The organism is Caulobacter sp. 1776 (assembly GCF_040545685.1).
In the GTDB taxonomy this organism is placed as follows: domain Bacteria; phylum Pseudomonadota; class Alphaproteobacteria; order Caulobacterales; family Caulobacteraceae; genus Caulobacter.
Genome location: NZ_JBEPMI010000001.1, coordinates 496,371 through 514,197 on the forward strand (window position 1 = coordinate 496,371; position 17,827 = coordinate 514,197).

The window sequence follows — 17,827 nt, forward strand, 5'->3', positions numbered from 1 at the left end:
GGAAAAAAGGAACCTAGAACGCCTCGGCCACGCCGCCGATCCGCCGCGACGGGCGGCGGTCCAGGCCGCGCCGAATCTTCGGCCCGAACTTGGTCGCCGCGGTCAGGCGCGCGACCATGCCGTGATCGCCGCTGCGCGCGAACAGTTTGGCGGCGGCGGTCCAGAAGGCGGTCGTCACCGGGTGCGGCAGGACGATCCCGGCCCCGACGCCGGCCAGCAGCAGGCTCCAGCCGGACAGGCGAATGGCGGCGGTGGTCATGACAAGCTCCTGCGTCTGATCTCTTGCACCCGACCTTCGCCGGCGCCGCTCTATAAATCCAATTGATCGTTCCTCTCGGCAGGATTGGATTTGCCTATGGCCGCCGTGAAGCCGGTCTTCCCCCGGCCGCCGATTGCGGGTTAAGCCTCGCCGATGAGCACCATCCTGCCCGACGCCGTCGCCACCAACTGGGTCGACCGCCACGCGCCCGAGGGGCTGCGCCCCTGGCTGAAGCTGGGACGCTTCGACCGGCCGGCGGGGATTTGGCTGCTGATGCTGCCCGGCTGGCAAGGCATCGCCCTGGCGGCGGCCGAGCAGGGCCGCTGGCCCAATCCGCTGCTGCTGCTGGCCGTGTTCGTCGGCGCGGCCCTGATGCGGGCGGCCGGCTGCGCATTCAACGACATCGTCGACCGCGACTTCGACGCCCAAGTCGCTCGCACCGCCATGCGGCCGATCCCGGCCGGACTGATCACGGTGAAGCAGGCCTGGCTGTTCCTGGTCGGCTGCAGCCTGGTCAGCCTGCTGATCCTGCTGTGCCTGGGCTGGGTGGCGATCCTGCTGGGCGTGCTGTCACTGGGCTTGGTGGCGGCCTATCCGTTCATGAAGCGGATCACCTGGTGGCCGCAGGCGTGGCTGGGCCTGACCTTCAACTGGGGCGCGCTGCTGGGCTACGCGGCCGCCGTCGGCCACCTGTCCTGGTCGGCCGCCCTGCTCTACGCCTCGGGGATCTTCTGGACCCTGGGCTACGACACGATCTACGCGATCCAGGACATCGAGGACGACGCCCTGGCGGGGATCAAGTCCTCGACCCGGCGGCTGGGCGACCGCGTCCAGATCGGCGTCGCCGGCTTCTACCTGGCCTCGTTCGTGCTGGTGATGACCGCCGGCTGGGTCGGGAACATCGGTCCGTTGTTCCTGCCGCTGGCCGCGCTGTTCGCCCTGCACCTGTCGCGCCAGGCCGCCGCCGTCCGGATCGACGATGGCCCAGGCGCGCTGAAGCTGTTCAAGTCCAACGCCATCGCCGGGCTGCTGGTGTTCGCGGGGCTGGTGGCGGGCCTTTGGAAGCCAGGGGTGCGGTTTTAGGCATGAGAATTGTCATCCCGGCCGTAGCGTAGCGGAGAGCCGGGACCGCAAGAAGCTCGACGCTTCCGGCGGTCCCGGCTCGGCGCGCTTCGCGCTTGGCCGGGATGACAGTTTACAAGGCCTAGAACGGACCCTGCTGGTAGATCCGCTGCATGCCGTTCTCCAGCTCGCCCAGCCGCTGGTCGTAGGCGCGGTTCAGGCAAGCCTTGCTGGATCCGCACGCGCGGCGATCGCGCAACCATTGCTGCTGCCGGTCCATCAGCGCGCCGCGCCCGCCCATGGCCAGGGTGTGCTTGTTGATCCCGTACAGCACGTCCATCCGCACATCCTTGTCGTTCAAGGACCGCTCGGCGCAGATCGCCTTCTCGTCGGCCGTCCGCGCCTTGCGGCAGTCGAAGCTGGCGGCGGCGGCGGGCGCTGCGCCAGCGGCGCAGACAGCGGTCAGAACAACGACGGGAATCAGGCGGCGCATGCGGGTCTCCGGGAAATGTGACGTCGGGTCATCCTGTCAGGCCTAAGCTGAATGTGCGATGATCGTTCCATGGCCGTCGCACCCCGCGTCAAACCGCAGGACCTGTTCACGCCCGACGAATGGACGCGGATTTCCGCGCGCTCGTCCTGGCGCGGGATCGCCATGGTCGCCCACGCCTGGGCCGTGATCCTGGCCGCCGGCGCGCTGTTCGTCGTCTTCCCCAATCCGCTGACCTACGTTCTCGCCGTGATGCTGATCGGCGCGCGGCAGCTGGGCCTGGCCATCCTGATGCACGAGGCGGCGCACGGCGGGCTGCACCCGAACCTCAAGGTCAACGACTGGCTGGGCGAGTGGCTGTGCGCCGCCCCGACCGGCGCGTCTCTGGCCAAGTACCGTCCCTATCACCTGACCCATCACAAATACGCCCAGCAGGCCGAGGACCCCGACCTCGTCCTCTCCGCGCCCTTCCCGACCACGCGCGCCTCGCTGGGACGGAAGATCGTCCGCGACCTGACTGGCCAGACCTTCTTCAAGCAGCGGTTCGGGCCCTTGCTCGGGAAGATGAAAGGGGACCAGCCCAAGGGCGCGATCTTCGCCGGCGAGGTCGCGCGGCAGAAGCCGTTCCTGCTGTGGAACCTCGGCATCCTGGTCGTGCTGTCGGCCCTGGGCCTGTGGTGGGCGTGGCTGGCGCTGTGGATCGTGCCGATGGCCACCTGGTTCCCGCTGGTCACCCGCCTGCGCAACATCGCCGAGCACGCCCTGGTGGCCAAGGACGAACCCGACCCGTTCCGCCACGCCCGCACCACCAACGCCAACTGGCTCGAGCGCGCGCTGATCGCGCCCTACCACGTCAACTTCCACGCCGAGCACCACCTGTTCATGCACACCCCGTGCTGGAACCTGCCGCTGGCCCACCGGCTGCTGGAACGGAAGGGCCTGACGTCCGGCATGCTGACCGCGCCAGGCTATGTCGACGTGCTGAAGGCGGCGTCCGCGCGGCCCGAGACGGTTCCCGCCTGACGCGGCCAGCCCGCCGTGCTCTAAGCCACGGATGATCGTCCAGACCCTGGAAGGCCGTCGCGCCTTCATTCGCGACAACACCCGCCTGCAGGCCACGCCGCACGCGCCGGAGCTGTCGCTGTATCTGGCCGACGAGATCACCCCGATCTGGAAGCTGACCGAGGAAGCCCTGGAGGAAATCGGCCTGCCGCCGCCGTTCTGGGCCTTCGCCTGGGCGGGCGGCCAGGCCCTGGCGCGCTACATCCTCGACCATCCGGAGATCGTCGCCGGCAAGCGGGTCATCGACTTCGCCACCGGCTCGGGCATCGTCGCCATCGCCGCGATGAAGGCCGGCGCGAGGAGCGTGCTGGCGGCCGACATCGACGTCTTCTGCGAGGCTGCCGTGGGCCTGAACGCCGAGGCCAACGGGGTCTCGGTCGGCTTCACAGACAAGAATCTGCTGGAGACGCCGCCGCCCGAGACCGACGTGCTGCTGGCCGGCGACATCTGCTACGAGAAGCCGATGGCCGAGGCGGTGATGGACTGGCTGCGGCGGGGCCGGGCCAAGGGCGCGGCCGTGCTGATCGGCGATCCGGGCCGCACCTATTTCCGCAAGGACGACCTGGTGAGACTGGCCGAGTACCAGGTCGAGACCACGCGCGAGCTGGAAGATTTCGCCGTGAAGCGCACCAGCGTCTGGACTCTGCCGTGACCGCAAACTAGAACATTTGCGGAACATATCTCGAGGAGCGCGCCATGCGTGAGGACGGCAAGATCGACTATATCGAGTGGCCCGGCGGCGACCTGCCGGCCACCAAGAGCTTCTACTCGGCCGCCTTCGGCTGGAGCTTCGTCGACTACGGCCCCGACTATGTCGCCTTCGAGGGCCAAGGCGCCGACGGCGGCTTCGCCAAGCCGCAGGAAGGCTCGACCGACCGGCCGCTGGTCATTCTCTATGCCCACGACCTGGAAGCCATGCTGGACAAGGTGACGAAGGCCGGCGGAACGGTCACGGCCCCGATCTTCAGCTTCCCCGGCGGCCGGCGCTTCCACTTCACCGATCCCTCGGGCAACGAACTGGGCGTGTGGAGCGCGACGGGGGTCGCGTAGGCGCCCCCATCAAACCGTCACACACCCCGGCTAATGTCCGCCTCCTGACGATTGTCCCGACGGGGCGGGGTTGATGGGCGAGAAGAGCTGCGGCGATTGCGGCATGTGCTGCAAGCTGATGGGCGTGGAGGCGCTGGCCAAGCCACCCCACGCCTGGTGTGGTCATTTCCGCAAGGGCGCGGGCTGCACGATCTATGTCGACCGCCCCTGGGCCTGCGCCGATTTCGCCTGCTACTGGCTCAAGAGCGAAGGCCTCGGCGACGCGTGGCGGCCGGACCGGGCGCGCTTCGTCCTGCACCGCGAGGACCAGGGCCGCCGCATGGTGGTCGAGGTCGATCCGGCCAGCCCCGAAGCCTGGCGCAAGGCGCCCTATCACGCCACCCTGCGCGCCTGGGCCGCGCGCGGCGCCGCCGACGGCCTGACGCTGAACGTGCTGGTCGGCCAGCGCGCCTTCGAGGTCCGTCCCGATGGCGACATCGACCTGGGCTTGGTACGGGGCGTCGCGTGATGAGCCAGGCCGCGCTCGACCTCCCGCCCATGCCCGCCCCCGGCAAGGCCTGCGGCGCGTGCGGCCTGTGCTGCAAGGTTCTAGCGATCGAGGCCCTGGACAAGGCCGACGGCGTCTGGTGCTCGCACTTCAAGAAGGGCGGCGGCTGCGGCAACTACGAACAACGACCCTTCGCATGCCGGGGCTTCATGTGCCTGTGGATCACGTCCGAGAAGCTCGGCGACGCGTGGCGCCCCGACAAGGCCGGCTTCGTCATGTATTCCGATCGCGACGGTAAGCGGCTGAACGTGGTCGTCGACCCCGGCAAGCCGGCCGCCTGGCGCCGCGAGCCGTACTATTCGTACATCAAGGCGATGTCGCGCCGGGCCCTGGACGGCTACGAGCTGGTGGTCTGCCTCGGCGACCGCCGCATCGTGGTGTTCCCGACCGAAGAGATCGACCTTGGCGTCCTGCCGCCCGACCGCAAGCTGGTCAGCGGCTATGTCGAACAGGACGGGGCGTTGACGCCGTTCGCCATGGTGCTGGCCGACGCGGACTGAACGCCCAAAACAGCGTGTCATCCCGGCCGTACTCCGGCGAAAGCCGGGGGGAGAGCCGGGACCGCAAGAAACTCAGGGCTCGCGGCGGTCCCGGCTCGGCGCGCTGCGCGCTTGGCCGGGATGACAGAAGTTAAGTGCGCTGAAATCTCGGCCGAAAAGCCCTCGGCGCCCACCCGAAGTCCCGAGCCGCCTCGCCTGAATCGAACGTCAGGTCCTGTCCCATCCGCGTCCCCATGGCCGTGGTCGCGCCCGGATAGAACGGCTTGGCCAAGCGCATGATCAGGGCGAACAGCCACACCGGCATCGGCAGGCTGCGCGGCCGCTTGCCCAGGCCCTCGAACACCCGGTCGACCATCACCCGATAGGTCACCGTCTCGCCGCCCACCAGATCGTAGGCGCGGTTGCGCGTGGCCGGCGCGTGGGCCGCCGCGAGAGCGCCCTCGGCCAGATCCGCCGCATGGACCGGCTGGCGCAAGCCCTCGCCCGTCCCCGACAGCGGCATGACGTGGAAGCGTTTCACCAGCCGCGCGATGCGGCTGACATTGCCGTCGCGGCCCTCGTCATAGATCAGGGTCGGCCGCAGGATGGTCCAGGCCACGCCGTGCTCGGCGCACCAGGTCTCGACCGCCTTCTCGGCCCCCGCCAGCTCCAGCGCCACCGACCGCTCGCCCTCGTCGGGAGAGTCGACCTTGGTGAAGCGGCTGGTCGAAGAGAAGGCGATCAGCCGGACCATGCCGCGCGCCTTCAGGGCCGGCAGGGCGGTCGGCAGCAGCCAGATCGGCGACAGCGAGAACACCGTGGCCACGGCCGGCAGGTGCTCCGCCAGGCGCGGATCCTTCAGGTCGCCGTCCAGCCAGCACGCCTCGCCCCCTCCATCGCCAACTTGGGGCGGGCGGCGGCTGATCGCGAACGGGTCGAGATCCTCGGCCTTCAGCCGCTCCAGCAGGTGGCGGCCGATCAGGCTGGTCGCGCCCAGCACCAGGACCGGCGTCTTCAGGGTGGTCTCGGAATCCATTCCCCTCATATAGTCCCGCTCCAGCGAGGTTCCCATGACCTACGAGGACGTCCGCGCTTTCGCGTTCAAACTGCCCGGCGTCGAGGACGGGACCGCCTATGGCCGGCCCTGCCTGAAGGCGCATGGCAAGTTCCTGACCCGCCTGTTCGAGGACGGCGAGAGCCTGGTCTGCCCTGGCGTGCCGTTCGACGAACGCGACATGCTGCTCGAAGCCGAGCCGGAGACTTTCCATTTCACCGATCACTTCAAGAACTACCCGTACGTGCTGGTCCGCCTGGCCCAGGCCCACCCTGGCACGGTCGAACGGCTGCTCACCCGGCACTGGCGGGCGACCGCGCCAAAAAAGGTGTTGAAGGCCTGGGACGACGCCCATCCGACGGAGGCCCTGTGAGAGCCTGGCGCATTCTGATCGCGGCCATAGCGTGCCTGGGCCCGGCCCTGCAGTATGGCCTGATGGTCTATGACGAGACCCTGGTCTCGGCCGCCGTGAAGTCGGTCCAGTTCTTCAGCTACTTCACGATCCTGTCGAACATGCTGGCCGCCGCGGCGCTGACCGCGCCCCTGGTCGCGCCCGCGAGCCGGTTCGCGATCTGGGCCGAGCAAAGCGGTCCGCGCGCGGCGATCGCCACCTACCTGACCATCACCGCCGTCGTGTACCATCTGCTGCTGGCCAGCCAGTGGGATCCCAAGGGGCTGCGGCTGGTTTCCGACACCCTCCTGCACACGATCACGCCGCTGGCCTTCCTGGTCGATGTCGCTCTGCGCGGCGGCCAGGGCGAGGCGCGGTGGATCGCGGCGATCAAGGCCATGGCCTTCCCGGCCCTGTTCGGCGCCTGGACCCTGGTCCACGGCGCGCTGTCGGGCTGGTATCCGTACCCGTTCATGAACGTGACCAAGCGCGGCTATCCCGCCGTGGTGCTGACCATGATCGAGATGAGCCTGGCCTTCGCGGCGGTCGCCTTGGTCTTCATCGCCCTCTCGCGCGTTCGGGCCAAGGTGGCGCTGGCCAGACCAGAGCCTATATCCGCCTGACCGCCTTTCTCGGAGTTGCTCATGTCCAAGCTCGTTCCCGCCGTTCGCTCGGGCGACGTCCTGATGCCCGCCCTGGGCTTCGGCACCTGGCAGCTGGACAACGGAACCGCCACGCCTCTGGTCGAAAGAGCCTTGGAGGTCGGCTATCGCCACATCGACACCGCCCAGATCTATCGCAACGAGCGCGACGTCGGGGCGGCGATCAGGAACAGCGGGATCAAGCGCGACGAGATCTTCCTGACCACCAAGGTCTGGATCGACCATTTCGCCGACGGCGACCTGCAGCGCTCGGCCGAGAAGAGCCTGGAAAAGCTGGGCGTCGACCATGTCGACCTGCTGCTGCTGCACTGGCCCAAGCCCGACGTGCCGCTGGCCGAGACCCTGAAGGCGCTGAACGAGGTCCGGTCGCGCGGCCTGACCCGCGCCATCGGCCTGTCGAACTTCCCCTCGACCCTGCTGGAGGAGGCCTCGAAACTGTCGGAGGCCCCGATCGCCACCGACCAGGTCGAGTACCATCCCTACCTGTCGCTGAAGACCCTGAAGGCCAAGGCCGACGCGCTGGGAACCTCGATCACCGCCTGGTCGCCCCTGGCCCAGGGTAAGGTCGCCCAGGACCCGACCCTGATCGAGATCGGCCGCGCCCACGGCAAGACGCCGGGCCAGGTCACCCTGCGCTGGATCATCCAGCAGGGCGTCATCGCCATCCCCCGCACCAGCAATCCCGCGCGGATCGCGGAGAACTTCGACATCCTCGACTTCCACCTGTCGGACGACGAGATGACCCGCATCCATGGCCTGGCGCGTCCGGACGGGCGGCTGGGGGATTGGCTGGACAAGGCGTATCGGTGGGACGCGGACTAGCCCACGCGAGCAAGGACACGCTGTTGGAACTCACGCCTCGGCCAGATGGGCCAGGCCGTCGACGACCAGCCCTCGGAAGACGACGTCCAGCCGCTCGGGCGGGAGACGGGCGCCGTCGTCCAGCCAACGGGTCACCAGCGAGACGAAGCCGCCAGCGATGAAGGCGGTGGCCATGTCCCGCGCCGGTCCCTTGGCGATCGGCGGCGACTTCGCCAACTCCTCCCGCACCATGTCCGACACGATCCGGGTCAGCATGGCCAATGTCGTGTTCGCCCCGCCCTTGCCGACCAGGGCCCGGTAGAGATCCACGTGGTCGCGCGCGTGCTCCAGGAACGGCAGGACGAAGCCGAAGTCGCGCTCCGAACCGGAAGCCGCGGGATGGCCCTGGACCATTCCCCGCAGCTGATCCTCCAGCCCGCTGCGCTTCAGATCCTCCTTGCTGGTGAAGTGGGCGTAGAAGGTCGAGCGGCCGATGTCGGCCTCGGTGCAAATCTCCTCGACCGTGACCGCGTCATAGCCCTTGCGCAGCATCAGAGCGATCAGGGCGCGCTGCAGGGTCGCGCGCGTCCGCGCCACACGTCGATCCATCGCAAGCCCCTTTTAGGCTTTTTCCGGACACCGGCCGGACACCTGTCCCGAACGGGACAGATGCGCCCGGCTGTCGGTTGTCCGGCTCCGCCCCGCACGTCAGTTTCCGGACACAGTGTTCAGTTTCTGGAGCGGACGCAATGACTGGCCCGACACACGCCCATCCGGCGCTTGGCCTGACCATCCATAGGGCGGCGCGCTATGACTTCCTGGTCTGGCTGCTGACCCTGGGCGGCGAGACGCGGCTGCGCCGCCGCATCCTGGCCTTGGCCGATCCGCGTCCCGGCGAGCATGTGCTGGACATCGGCTGCGGCACCGGGACCAGCGCCATCCTGGCCAAGCGGGCGGTCGGCCGCACGGGATCGGTGCGCGGCGTCGATCCCTCGCCCGAGATGCTGGCGCGCGCCCACGCCAAGGCCCGCGCCGCCGGCGTCGATGTCGTGTTCGAGCCGGGCGCGGCCCAGGCCCTTCCGCAACCGGACGCCTCGGTCGACCTCGTGCTCTCGACCTTCATGCTGCATCATATCCCGGTCGAGGCCCGCCAGGCGATGGGCGCCGAAATCCGTCGCGTGCTCAAGCCCGGCGGTCGCGCGGTGCTAGTCGACTTTGGCCGCGCGGGTCATGTCCATCACCACGGCTTCGTCGACATGGACAAGGTCGCGGCCGAGCTGTCCGTCGCCGGCCTGGCGGTCAGGCGCCGCCCCTTGGGGGCGATGGGTTTGGACGTGGCGATCGCCTGTCCCGACCCCGCCAAACTCCCAGTCGCGGTCGTCGCCCACCACCGCTCGGCGAAATCCGGCCCGCTCCACATGCTAGCCGCGATCGGCGCGCTGGCGGCCCTGGCCGTGCTGATCACATTGCATGTCGGCCTGGCCGTGAGCCTGCAGCGCTGGATCCAGCACCTGCCGCGCGGCCTCGCCTATGGCTTGACCGGTCTGGTCGCCGCCATCGTTATTCTGAAGATCGGGGTGCTGGGCGTCGTCCACCGCTTCGGCTCGGGCGTCTTCGCCGGCTGGGTCGGCGCGCGTCATCGGCATGGCGACCGTTAGTCCCCACCAAAACTCCCTCCGCTTTCAGACGAAAGCCGTTTCATCCTTGCCTGAAAGCGCCTAGGTAAGCCTCAACCTGAGCAAAACCTTCCAGAGACCAGGACGATGGACGACGCGGGCGCCAGCTTGCAGGCGATGATGGCGGGGATGGGCCGGACGGCCCGCGAGGGCGCGCGCGCGCTTCGCCTGGCCACGCCAGAGCAGCGCACCGCCGCCATCCAGGCCATGGCCGCCGCGATCCGCGAGGACGCCGCCGCCATTCTGGCCGCCAACGCCAAGGACATCGCGCGCGCCAGCGCCAACGGCCTGACCGCCCCGATGCAGGAACGCCTGTTGCTGGACGCGGCGCGCCTGGAAGGCGTCGCGGCCGGGGTCGAGGCCGTGGCCGCGATCGCCGATCCGATCGGCGTGGCGACCTCGCGCTGGACCCGGCCCAACGGCCTGGACATTTCGCGCGTCCGCACGCCGATCGGCGTGATCGCCATGATCTATGAGAGCCGCCCCAACGTGACCGCCGACGCCGCGGCCCTGTGCGTGCGCTCGGGCAATGCGGTGATCCTGCGCGGCGGGTCGGAGTGCATCCATTCCAACCTCGCCATCCACGCGGCGATCGAGCGGGGCCTGAAGGCCGCCGGACTGCCCGCCGCCGCCGTCCAGGCGGTGAAGACGCCCGACCGCGCCGCCGTCGGCGCGATCCTCTCGGGCCTCGACAAGGCCATCGACCTGATCATCCCGCGCGGCGGCAAGAGCCTGGTCGCCCGCGTCCAGGCCGAAGCCCGCGCCCCGGTGCTGGGCCACCTCGAGGGCCTCAATCACGTCTTCGTCCATGCCGCCGCCGATCCGAAGAAGGCCGTCGACATCGTCGTCAACGCCAAGCTGCGCCGGGTGTCGGTCTGCGGCGCGGCCGAGACCCTGCTGGTCGACAAGGCCGCCGCCGAGCGCCTGCTGCCACCGATCGCCGACGCCCTGATCAAGGCCGGCTGCGAGCTGCGCGGCGACGCCGCCGCCCGCGCGATCGAGCCGACCATGAAGAAGGCCTCCGTCGAGGACTGGACCACCGAATATCTGGCCCCGATCCTGGCCGTGGCCGTGGTCGACGGCGTGGCCGGCGCGGCCAAGCACATCGCCGCTTACGGCTCGGGCCATACCGACGCGATCGTGACCGAGGACGCGGCCGCCGCCGACGCCTTTGTCAACGAGGTCGACAGCGCCATCGTGCTGGTCAACGCCTCGACCCAGTTCGCCGATGGCGGCGAGTTCGGCTTCGGGGCCGAGATCGGCATCGCCACCGACAAGCTTCATGCCCGCGGCCCGGTGGGGGCCGAACAACTGACGACGTTCAAGTATGTGGTTCGCGGGACCGGCCAGACTCGTCCCTGAGGCCGGCCGGCCCAACGCCCAGCGCCTCGGGTTCCACCTGGAGCCCGGGATGCGCGTCGGCCTGTTTGGCGGCAGCTTCAATCCCGCCCACGAGGGGCACGCCCACGTGGCCGAGACCGCCATGCGCCGCCTGGAGCTGGACCGCGTCATTTGGCTGGTGTCGCCGCAGAATCCGTTGAAGTCGTCGCACGAGACCCGCCCCCTGGCCGAACGGCTGGCGGAAGCCCGGCGCTGGGCGCGCGGCTCGGGCATGATCGTCTCGGACGCCGAGACCCGCCTCGGCTCGCAATATACGATCGACACCCTGCGGGTGCTGCGGGCCCGCTTTCCTGGCGTGAAGTTCGTCTGGGTGATGGGCGCCGACAGCCTGGCGAGCTTCCACCGCTGGCGCGGCTGGACCCAGATCATGCGCGAAGTGCCGGTGGCGGTGATCTCGCGGCCGTGGGCGGCGCTGAAGGCGCGCACCTCGCCGGCCGCCCGCCGTTTCGCCTTCGCCCGCTGGCCCGCCAGCGCCGCCGCCAGGCTGCCGGACGCCACGGCGCCGGCCTGGGTCTACCTCACGGGGCCGCTGAATTTCGCCTCTTCCACGGCGATGCGGGCGCGGCAGAAAGGCTAAAAGCCAAGCTTTTCAGCGTTGCCCGAACGCCTCAAGCCGCCGATCGAATCGTCGCGCGCGCCCCCTTTCTGGCGCGACCCCTCACCTTTCGGCCAATTCCATGCTATGGAGGTTGTCCACAGCGACCCCATAAGGAGCAATACGCTGCGTAGCGACCCCGCGCTTAGTGCGCACGAAGGCCCGGCCGGCGCCGAGTCCTCGACTGAATCCCCGGGCCTGAGTTTGCCCCTGGACATCAAGGCGCTGGAGCGCCTGATCCTGGAACGCCTGGACGACGACAAAGCCCAGGACATCGTCCACATCGACCTGACGGACAAGAGCTCGGTCGCCGACAGCCTGATCGTGGCGTCCGGCCGTTCGCACCGTCACGTCGGCGCTCTGGCCGACCACCTGCTGCGGGCGCTGAAGGAAAACGGCTACGGCAAGGCGCGGGTCGAAGGCCTGCCGCACTGCGACTGGGTGCTGATCGACGCCGGCGACGTCGTCATCCACCTGTTCCGTCCCGAAGTGCGCAGCTTCTACAACATCGAGAAGATCTGGGCGGTCGACGCCCCGCACCGCACCGCGGCGAACTGATCCTCCGAATAAACCGCTTATCCCCGCGAAAGCGGGGACCCAAGCTGCCCTCCCGGGAAATAGCGCGGACGGTGATCAACCCGCCAACGCCGCTTGGGTCCCCGCTTTCGCGGGGATGAGCGGATTGGGGCTCCGTCCATGAAGATCACCATCCTCACCGTCGGAAAGCTTGGCCGCATGGTCGAGGCGCAACTGGCGCTCGACTACGCCCAGCGCGCCACCGCGTCCGGTCGCGCCCTGGCCTTGGGGCCGGTCGAGATCCTCGAAGTCGAAGCGCGCAAGCCCGGCAAGGCCGCCGAGGCCGAGGTGCTGCGTCCGCACTTGGAGGGCGCCCACGTCGTCGCTTGCGACGAGCATGGCAAGGTCCGCCCCAGCCGCGCCTTCGCCGACCATCTGGGACGCCTGCGCGACGATGGGACGCGGCGCCTGGTGTTTCTGATCGGCGGCGCCGACGGCCTGGATCCCACGATCCTGTCGACCGCCAACGAGACCATGGCGTTCGGGCCGCAGACCTGGCCGCACGCCCTGGCCCGGGCGATGCTGGCCGAGCAGATCTATCGCGCCGCCACCATCCTCTCGGGCTCGCCCTACCACCGCGATTAGGGCAGTAAGGGCTCGATGCTTCGCCGCCGCCTCGCCATCGGCCTGATCGCCCTCGCCCTCGCCGTCCCCACGGCCGTGGTCGGCTGGCAGCGCGCCGACCGGGCGATCGAGGCGCAACGGGCCAAGGACCGCCAGACCGCCGCCGACACCCGCCGCGAAATCCAGGACCTGCGGACCGAGCTGGACCGGCTGGACCATGCCCGCATCGCGGCCGGGACCGATGTCGACGCCAAGCGGGCGCGGCTGGAGGCCTTGAACGCCCGCGAGCGTTCGATCCTGGCTGACCTCGGCCGCAACCGGCAGCGGCTGTCGCTGCTGCTGTCGGCCCTACAACTGTTCCGCCGCGATCCGCCGCCGGCCTTGCTGGTCTCGCCCGCCAACGCCCGCGACGCGGTGCGGGCGGCGATCCTGATCCGGGCCATGACCCCGGAGCTGCAGCGTCGCGCGGACGCCTATGCCCGCCAGGCCACCGCGGTCGGGACCTTGCGCCGCGAGGCCGCCGCCGCCTCGGCCGAGCTGTTCACCGCCGAGAGCGTGGTCGCCGACCGCAAGGGCGAGATCGAGCGGCTGATCATCGAAAAGACCCAGCTCGAGCGCGCCTACGCCCAGGAAGCCCTGACCCAGGACAACGAACTGCGCACCCTAGGCGCCTTGACCGACGGCCTGGGCCGGGTCGAGCCGACAGGCCCTCTCACCCTGCGTTCGCCCGCCGCCGGCGCCATCGTCCGCCGTTTTGGCCAGGAGATGCCGGCCGGCGGCAAGTCGCCGGGCTTGACCCTGCGCACTGACAAAGGGCTGACCGTCACCGCCCCCGCGGCCGGCACCGTCGAATACGCCGGAACCCTGAACGGCTGGGGCGCGGTGCTCATCCTGCGGTCACAAGGCGCCTATCACGTGGTCCTGGCGGGCCTGGACCAGATAACGGCGTCGCCCGGACAATCTGTCGCGGCCGGCGCCCCCATCGGAAAGATGCCGGATCATGTATCTTCCGATCCGGAACTCTATCTAGAGGTCCGTGAGAACGGCGCGCCGGCGGACCCGGAACGCTGGCTCAAACAGGAGTCGCGGTAGACGACTTTTTCGGTAATGGTGGCCGTAATTAAACCAACGGCCGCCACTAGTGGTTGGACGGGGCTAAACAATCGAAAGCGGCGCCACGCGCCGCCAGGGAGCCTTCTGGGCCTTAATGCGCAAGTATCTGCTCATCGGAGTTTCGGCCTTCGTCCTCGGCGCGGGGGCCATGGCCTATGTCAGTCCCATCGCCCAGGCGAACAACGCCCCCAAGACCAAGACCTACAAGATGCTGGAGCTCTTCGGCGACGTGCTGGGCACGGTCGAGGACCAGTACGTCACCGAGGTCGACGACAAGAAGCTGATCGAGGCGGCGCTGGACGGCATGCTGACCAGCCTCGACCCGCACTCGGGCTACCTGGCGCCTGACGCCTACGAGGACATGCAGGACACCACCCGCGGTGAATATGGCGGCCTCGGCATCGAGGTCACCAGCGAGGATGGCGTCGTTAAGGTCATCTCGCCGATGGACGGCACCCCGGCCTCGCGCGCGGGCATCCAGGCCGGCGACTACATCACCGCCGTCAACGGCCAGAGCGTGCTGGGCCTGACTGTCACCGAGGCGGTCAAGCAGATGCGCGGCACGGCCGGCGAGGCCGTGACCTTGACCATCGCCCGCGACAAGACCGATCCGTTCGACGTGAAGCTGGTGCGCGAGGTGATCAAGCCCAAGGCCGCCATCGCCCGCATGGAAGGCGACTACGGCTATGTCCGCCTGCCCGGCTTCAACGAGAAGGCCACCGACGCGCTGGTCAGCTCGATCAACGAGCTGAAGGGCAAGAACCCGCAGATGAAGGGCCTGATCCTCGACCTGCGCAACAATCCCGGCGGTCTGCTGGACCAGGCGGTCGGCGTCGCCGACGTGTTCCTGGACGGCGGCGAGGTGGTCAGCCAGCGCGGCCGCGATCCGCGCAACATCCAACGCTACAACGCCCGGCCCGGCGACATGCTGAACGGCATGAAGATGGTCGTGCTGATCAACCAGGGCTCGGCCTCGGCGGCGGAAATCGTCGCCGGCGCCCTGCAGGACCGTCACCGCGCCGAACTGGTCGGCCTGACCAGCTTCGGCAAGGGCTCGGTGCAGACCGTGATCCCGCTGCGCGGCGGGGCCGACGGCGCGCTGAAGCTGACCACGGCGAAATACTTCACGCCGTCGGGCCGCTCGATCCAGAAGACCGGCATCGCCCCGGACCTCGAGGTCGCCCAGACCCGCGACCAGGCCCAGGACATCGCCAACCGCGTCTGGTTCAGCGAGGCCAGCTTCAAGAACGCGCTGAACGCCGACGAGGGCAAGAGCCGCGTGGGCGTCCACACCCCGGCCGAGGCGCCGCCGACCGGCTTCGACGACAAGAAGGACGACTTCCAGCTGCAGCGCGCCATCGCCGTTCTGAAGGCTGGTTCGGTCGCCGCCACGCCGAAGCTGCCCAAGCCCGCGGCCAAGATCGCCGAGGTGACCGCCAAGGCGGCCGCGGCGGCCAGCAAGAGCCCGGTCACCCAGAACAAGTAGGGCCTCGCGCTCCGCTGAAGATCAGCGCCGCTCCGGGAAACCGGGGCGGCGTTTTTCGTGGCCGCGATTCTCGCCCTGGAGCGTTCGGTCGATCCAACGCTATGGTCCGCGACCGTCGCCACGAGGACCTCCATGCCGCTGTTCGTGCTCGCCGCCCTGGCCGTCGCCGCCGCGCCCGCGCCCAAGCCGTTCCTGCCGGGCGTCGTCGACACCCCGGCCACCGAGGTCCGCCCCGCCTTCAGTCCCGACGGCCGCTGCATCCTGTGGGGCTCGATCACCACCAAGGACGACTGGAAGATCCTGCAGACGTGCCGCGAGGGCGACGGCTGGTCCAAGCCCGCGGCGGTGGCGTTCGACAGCCCCGCCAACGAGTTCGACCCCGCGTTCTCGCCGGACGGACGCACCGTCTATTTCTTCTCCAACCGGCCGGGCGGCCTGGGCGGCGACGACCTGTGGGCGGTGCAACGCGATCCCAAGACCCTGGCCTTCGGAACGCCGCGCAATCTGGGCCCGCGCTTCAACACCCCCGGCGACGAGTGGGCGCCCAGCCCCACCAACGACGGCAAGCTGATCTTCTCGTCCAGCGGCCATGGCGGCGCCGGCGGCCAGGACCTGTTCGAGGGCGAGCTTTCGGGCGAGGCCCCGGTCCGCAATCTCGGCCCCGGCGTCAATGGCCCGCAGGACGACTTCGACGGCGCCCTGCTGGCCGACGGCAAGCGGCTGGTCTTCAGCTCCGGCGACCTGAAGGCCGAGCGCGGCGTGTTGCTGCACGTCGCCACGCGCGGCGCGGATGGAACGTTCGCGGGCCGCGCGCCGCTGGCCGCGCCGGTCAACTGCTCGGCCGAGATCAACAACGGGCCGGCGGTCGATCCGCGCCGGCCCGGCGTGTTCTTCTACTCAGCCTACTGCCCGGCCCTCGGCCCCGGACGGATGGACATCTTCGAGGTACCCGTCCCCTGAGGCCAGGGCCAGGCCGTATTCGACGAAGGCCGTCTCGCGCGTCCAGCCCAGGCCCTCGTACAGCGCCTGGGCCGTTGTGTTGTCGACCCCGGTGACCAGCGACAGGCCGGCCGCGCCGACCCGGCGGGCATAGGCCGTCGCCGCCTCGACTAGCGCCTGCCCCGCGCCGGTCCGGCGATGGTCGGCCTCCACATAGAGGTCGTTGAGGACGAAGGTGCGTGAGGTCCCGATCGACGAGAAGCCCGGATAGAGCTGGACGAACCCGATCGTCGCCTCGCCCTCGACCGCCAGGAACACCACCGACTCCTCGCGTCGCAGCCGTTCGCCCAGGAACCGGCGGGCGCGGCCTGGATCGGACGGCTTGCCATAGAACTGACGGTAGCGGTCGAACAGCGGGACCAGCTGGTCGAGATCGGCGGGCAGGGCGCGATGCACGATCATCCGGGTGCCTTGCTGTAGCGCATGATCCAGTTGATCTCCCAGGTCGCCCCACCGTCCGGCGAGAAGGCCTGGTCCCACTGGGCCTGCGTCGGCGACAGCGCGCGGAACTGGCCGCGCACCTTGATCGGCCGCCCCTCGAAGGTGTCGTCGGACAGGAAGGTCCCTACCCCGTTCGCGAACCGGCCGATCCCCGGCTTGTCGAGGGCGTGCGGGCTGGCGGCGCTGAGATACCAGTCGGCCCAGGTATCGGTCTTGGCGTCGTAAGCGCGCAGACCCATGCCGGCGGTGGGACCGGTTTCACGGCGCGCGAAACTCTCGTTGAGGTTCACGACCCCGCCCAGCAGGCTCTGGCACTTGGTCGCGCCGTCGAATTCTTCCCAGTCGTCGTTCCCCGCCAGCCGTTTGCGCAGGCGGCGGTGGCGGACGGTCCACGAGCCCAGGAAGAAGTCGAAGTCGTGGATCGAGCCGCGCGCGCCCGACGGTGGCGCCTCGGCGGCGAAGGCCTCGCGGGCGGCCGCTAGGGCCGGGGTCGCCACGACCAGGCCCAGAAGGTCGCGGCGGCAAACGTCCAAGGCCATATTCAGCCGACCTTCTCGAAGTCGGTGTACCAGTTGACCTCCCAGGTCTTGCCGCCGTCGGGCGAGAAGGCCTGCTCCCAATGGGCCGAGGTCGCGGTGATGTTCGACCAGGTGAACCGCACCTTGATCGGTTTTCCGCGCAGGGTGTCGTCGGCGTAGAAGGTCCCGACACCGTCGACGAACTTGCCCTTGACCGGCGTGTCGATCACCCCGGGCCTGCGGGCGTCCAGCCACCAGATCGCCCACTCGCCCGTCGCCGGATCATAGGCTCGCGTGGTGAGCCCCCAATAGTCGCCGCCCGGCAGCCGCAGCAGGTTGTCGTCGGCGTTGCCCTGGCCGTTCAGCGTCTTCCACCAGACCTGCTGGCCGGTGAATTCCTCCCAGCGGGTGTCGCCGACCAGGCGCTCCTTCAGGCGGCGGTGCTTGGCGTTCCACGTCCCGACCCGCAGGTCGAAGGCGTGCAGGCCCGACAGGTCCTGGTTCGCCGCCTTGGGCTTGACGTTGTCCTGGTCGGCCCAGGCCGGGGCGGCCAGCAGAGCCGCGACCAGCAGTCCGAGCGTGATCGATCGTTTCATAAGGT

Annotated in this window: 24 protein-coding genes; 17 read left to right on the forward strand and 7 right to left on the reverse strand. The window is 69.3% G+C overall.

Annotated elements, in window-relative coordinates; all coding sequences use genetic code 11:
- Window positions 1-13: 13 nt before the first annotated feature.
- Window positions 14-259: a hypothetical protein gene (locus ABIC66_RS02215; RefSeq protein WP_354067744.1), complete on the reverse strand. Its 246-nt coding sequence runs from the start codon at window positions 257-259 to the stop codon at window positions 14-16.
- A 153-nt stretch (window positions 260-412) separates the two neighbouring features.
- On the opposite strand from ABIC66_RS02215, the gene ubiA reads away from it, so the two are divergent.
- Window positions 413-1,342 (forward strand): 4-hydroxybenzoate octaprenyltransferase, encoded by a 930-nt coding sequence (ubiA, locus tag ABIC66_RS02220; protein ID WP_354067746.1) that lies wholly within the window; start codon window positions 413-415, stop codon window positions 1,340-1,342.
- A gap of 121 nt (window positions 1,343-1,463) precedes the next feature.
- Here ubiA and ABIC66_RS02225 read toward each other — a convergent pair whose 3' ends face one another.
- Window positions 1,464-1,814, reverse strand: coding sequence for a lysozyme inhibitor LprI family protein (locus ABIC66_RS02225; protein ID WP_354067748.1), 351 nt, complete (start codon window positions 1,812-1,814; stop codon window positions 1,464-1,466).
- Window positions 1,815-1,883: 69 nt separating this feature from the next.
- On the opposite strand from ABIC66_RS02225, the gene ABIC66_RS02230 reads away from it, so the two are divergent.
- The 5 genes from ABIC66_RS02230 (at window position 1,884) to ABIC66_RS02250 (ending at window position 4,970) form a co-directional block, all read left to right on the forward strand.
- The gene (locus ABIC66_RS02230) at window positions 1,884-2,834 is read left to right on the forward strand and encodes a fatty acid desaturase family protein (protein ID WP_354067750.1); all 951 of its coding nucleotides are present in this window, start codon (window positions 1,884-1,886) and stop codon (window positions 2,832-2,834) included.
- A gap of 31 nt (window positions 2,835-2,865) precedes the next feature.
- Window positions 2,866-3,525 carry a class I SAM-dependent methyltransferase gene (locus ABIC66_RS02235; protein WP_354067752.1) on the forward strand — a complete coding sequence of 220 codons (660 nt, stop codon included), beginning with the start codon at window positions 2,866-2,868 and terminating at the stop codon, window positions 3,523-3,525.
- A 44-nt stretch (window positions 3,526-3,569) separates the two neighbouring features.
- The gene (locus tag ABIC66_RS02240) at window positions 3,570-3,923 is read left to right on the forward strand and encodes a VOC family protein (RefSeq protein ID WP_354067754.1); all 354 of its coding nucleotides are present in this window, start codon (window positions 3,570-3,572) and stop codon (window positions 3,921-3,923) included.
- Between the two features lie 73 nt (window positions 3,924-3,996).
- Window positions 3,997-4,431, forward strand: a complete 435-nt coding sequence (locus ABIC66_RS02245; RefSeq protein ID WP_354067756.1) for a YkgJ family cysteine cluster protein — start codon at window positions 3,997-3,999, stop codon at window positions 4,429-4,431.
- Complete coding sequence (locus tag ABIC66_RS02250) at window positions 4,431-4,970, forward strand: CxxCxxCC domain-containing protein (RefSeq protein ID WP_354067758.1); 540 nt, start codon at window positions 4,431-4,433, stop codon at window positions 4,968-4,970. Before ABIC66_RS02245 ends, ABIC66_RS02250 begins: the two co-directional genes overlap by 1 nt.
- 130 nt (window positions 4,971-5,100) lie before the next feature.
- Here ABIC66_RS02250 and ABIC66_RS02255 read toward each other — a convergent pair whose 3' ends face one another.
- Window positions 5,101-5,985 carry an NAD-dependent epimerase/dehydratase family protein gene (locus ABIC66_RS02255; RefSeq protein ID WP_354067759.1) on the reverse strand — a complete coding sequence of 295 codons (885 nt, stop codon included), beginning with the start codon at window positions 5,983-5,985 and terminating at the stop codon, window positions 5,101-5,103.
- 34 nt (window positions 5,986-6,019) lie between these two features.
- Here ABIC66_RS02255 and ABIC66_RS02260 point away from each other — a divergent pair, with 34 nt between their 5' ends.
- From ABIC66_RS02260 to ABIC66_RS02270, 3 genes are read left to right on the forward strand one after another with little or no spacing between them, the layout of a single operon-like run.
- Window positions 6,020-6,376 carry an MmcQ/YjbR family DNA-binding protein gene (locus ABIC66_RS02260; RefSeq protein ID WP_354067760.1) on the forward strand — a complete coding sequence of 119 codons (357 nt, stop codon included), beginning with the start codon at window positions 6,020-6,022 and terminating at the stop codon, window positions 6,374-6,376.
- The gene (locus tag ABIC66_RS02265; RefSeq protein WP_502910300.1) at window positions 6,343-7,017 is read left to right on the forward strand and encodes a Pr6Pr family membrane protein; all 675 of its coding nucleotides are present in this window, start codon (window positions 6,343-6,345) and stop codon (window positions 7,015-7,017) included. Before ABIC66_RS02260 ends, ABIC66_RS02265 begins: the two co-directional genes overlap by 34 nt.
- 21 nt (window positions 7,018-7,038) lie before the next feature.
- The gene (locus ABIC66_RS02270) at window positions 7,039-7,878 is read left to right on the forward strand and encodes an aldo/keto reductase (RefSeq protein ID WP_354067762.1); all 840 of its coding nucleotides are present in this window, start codon (window positions 7,039-7,041) and stop codon (window positions 7,876-7,878) included.
- 30 nt (window positions 7,879-7,908) lie between these two features.
- Here ABIC66_RS02270 and ABIC66_RS02275 read toward each other — a convergent pair whose 3' ends face one another.
- A complete protein-coding gene (locus tag ABIC66_RS02275) occupies window positions 7,909-8,466 on the reverse strand; it encodes a TetR/AcrR family transcriptional regulator (protein WP_354067763.1) in 558 nt (185 codons plus the stop codon).
- Between the two features lie 140 nt (window positions 8,467-8,606).
- Here ABIC66_RS02275 and ABIC66_RS02280 point away from each other — a divergent pair, with 140 nt between their 5' ends.
- From ABIC66_RS02280 to ABIC66_RS02315, 8 genes are all read left to right on the forward strand, one after another.
- Window positions 8,607-9,515 carry a class I SAM-dependent methyltransferase gene (locus tag ABIC66_RS02280; RefSeq protein WP_354067764.1) on the forward strand — a complete coding sequence of 303 codons (909 nt, stop codon included), beginning with the start codon at window positions 8,607-8,609 and terminating at the stop codon, window positions 9,513-9,515.
- A 105-nt stretch (window positions 9,516-9,620) separates the two neighbouring features.
- Complete coding sequence (locus ABIC66_RS02285; RefSeq protein ID WP_354067765.1) at window positions 9,621-10,895, forward strand: glutamate-5-semialdehyde dehydrogenase; 1,275 nt, start codon at window positions 9,621-9,623, stop codon at window positions 10,893-10,895.
- On the forward strand, window positions 10,861-11,511 hold the full coding sequence (locus tag ABIC66_RS02290; RefSeq protein WP_354067766.1) for a nicotinate-nucleotide adenylyltransferase: 651 nt from the start codon (window positions 10,861-10,863) through the stop codon (window positions 11,509-11,511). The genes ABIC66_RS02285 and ABIC66_RS02290 overlap by 35 nt, the downstream gene beginning before the upstream one ends.
- A gap of 144 nt (window positions 11,512-11,655) precedes the next feature.
- A complete protein-coding gene (rsfS, locus tag ABIC66_RS02295; RefSeq protein WP_354068354.1) occupies window positions 11,656-12,087 on the forward strand; it encodes a ribosome silencing factor in 432 nt (143 codons plus the stop codon).
- Between the two features lie 138 nt (window positions 12,088-12,225).
- A complete protein-coding gene (gene rlmH / locus ABIC66_RS02300) occupies window positions 12,226-12,690 on the forward strand; it encodes a 23S rRNA (pseudouridine(1915)-N(3))-methyltransferase RlmH (RefSeq protein ID WP_354067767.1) in 465 nt (154 codons plus the stop codon).
- A 15-nt stretch (window positions 12,691-12,705) separates the two neighbouring features.
- On the forward strand, window positions 12,706-13,761 hold the full coding sequence (locus ABIC66_RS02305; protein ID WP_354067768.1) for a murein hydrolase activator EnvC family protein: 1,056 nt from the start codon (window positions 12,706-12,708) through the stop codon (window positions 13,759-13,761).
- Window positions 13,762-13,876: 115 nt separating this feature from the next.
- Window positions 13,877-15,268 (forward strand): S41 family peptidase, encoded by a 1,392-nt coding sequence (locus tag ABIC66_RS02310; protein WP_354067769.1) that lies wholly within the window; start codon window positions 13,877-13,879, stop codon window positions 15,266-15,268.
- A 57-nt stretch (window positions 15,269-15,325) separates the two neighbouring features.
- Window positions 15,326-16,228, forward strand: a complete 903-nt coding sequence (locus tag ABIC66_RS02315) for a TolB family protein (RefSeq protein ID WP_354067770.1) — start codon at window positions 15,326-15,328, stop codon at window positions 16,226-16,228.
- Here the strand turns inward: ABIC66_RS02315 and ABIC66_RS02320 are convergent.
- From ABIC66_RS02320 to ABIC66_RS02330, 3 genes are read right to left on the reverse strand one after another with little or no spacing between them, the layout of a single operon-like run.
- The gene (locus tag ABIC66_RS02320; RefSeq protein WP_354067771.1) at window positions 16,166-16,669 is read right to left on the reverse strand and encodes a GNAT family N-acetyltransferase; all 504 of its coding nucleotides are present in this window, start codon (window positions 16,667-16,669) and stop codon (window positions 16,166-16,168) included. The genes ABIC66_RS02315 and ABIC66_RS02320 overlap by 63 nt on opposite strands.
- Window positions 16,666-17,247 (reverse strand): DUF1579 domain-containing protein, encoded by a 582-nt coding sequence (locus ABIC66_RS02325; RefSeq protein ID WP_354067772.1) that lies wholly within the window; start codon window positions 17,245-17,247, stop codon window positions 16,666-16,668. Before ABIC66_RS02325 ends, ABIC66_RS02320 begins: the two co-directional genes overlap by 4 nt.
- A gap of 2 nt (window positions 17,248-17,249) precedes the next feature.
- Window positions 17,250-17,822 (reverse strand): DUF1579 domain-containing protein, encoded by a 573-nt coding sequence (locus ABIC66_RS02330; protein ID WP_354067773.1) that lies wholly within the window; start codon window positions 17,820-17,822, stop codon window positions 17,250-17,252.
- Window positions 17,823-17,827 lie beyond the last annotated feature (5 nt).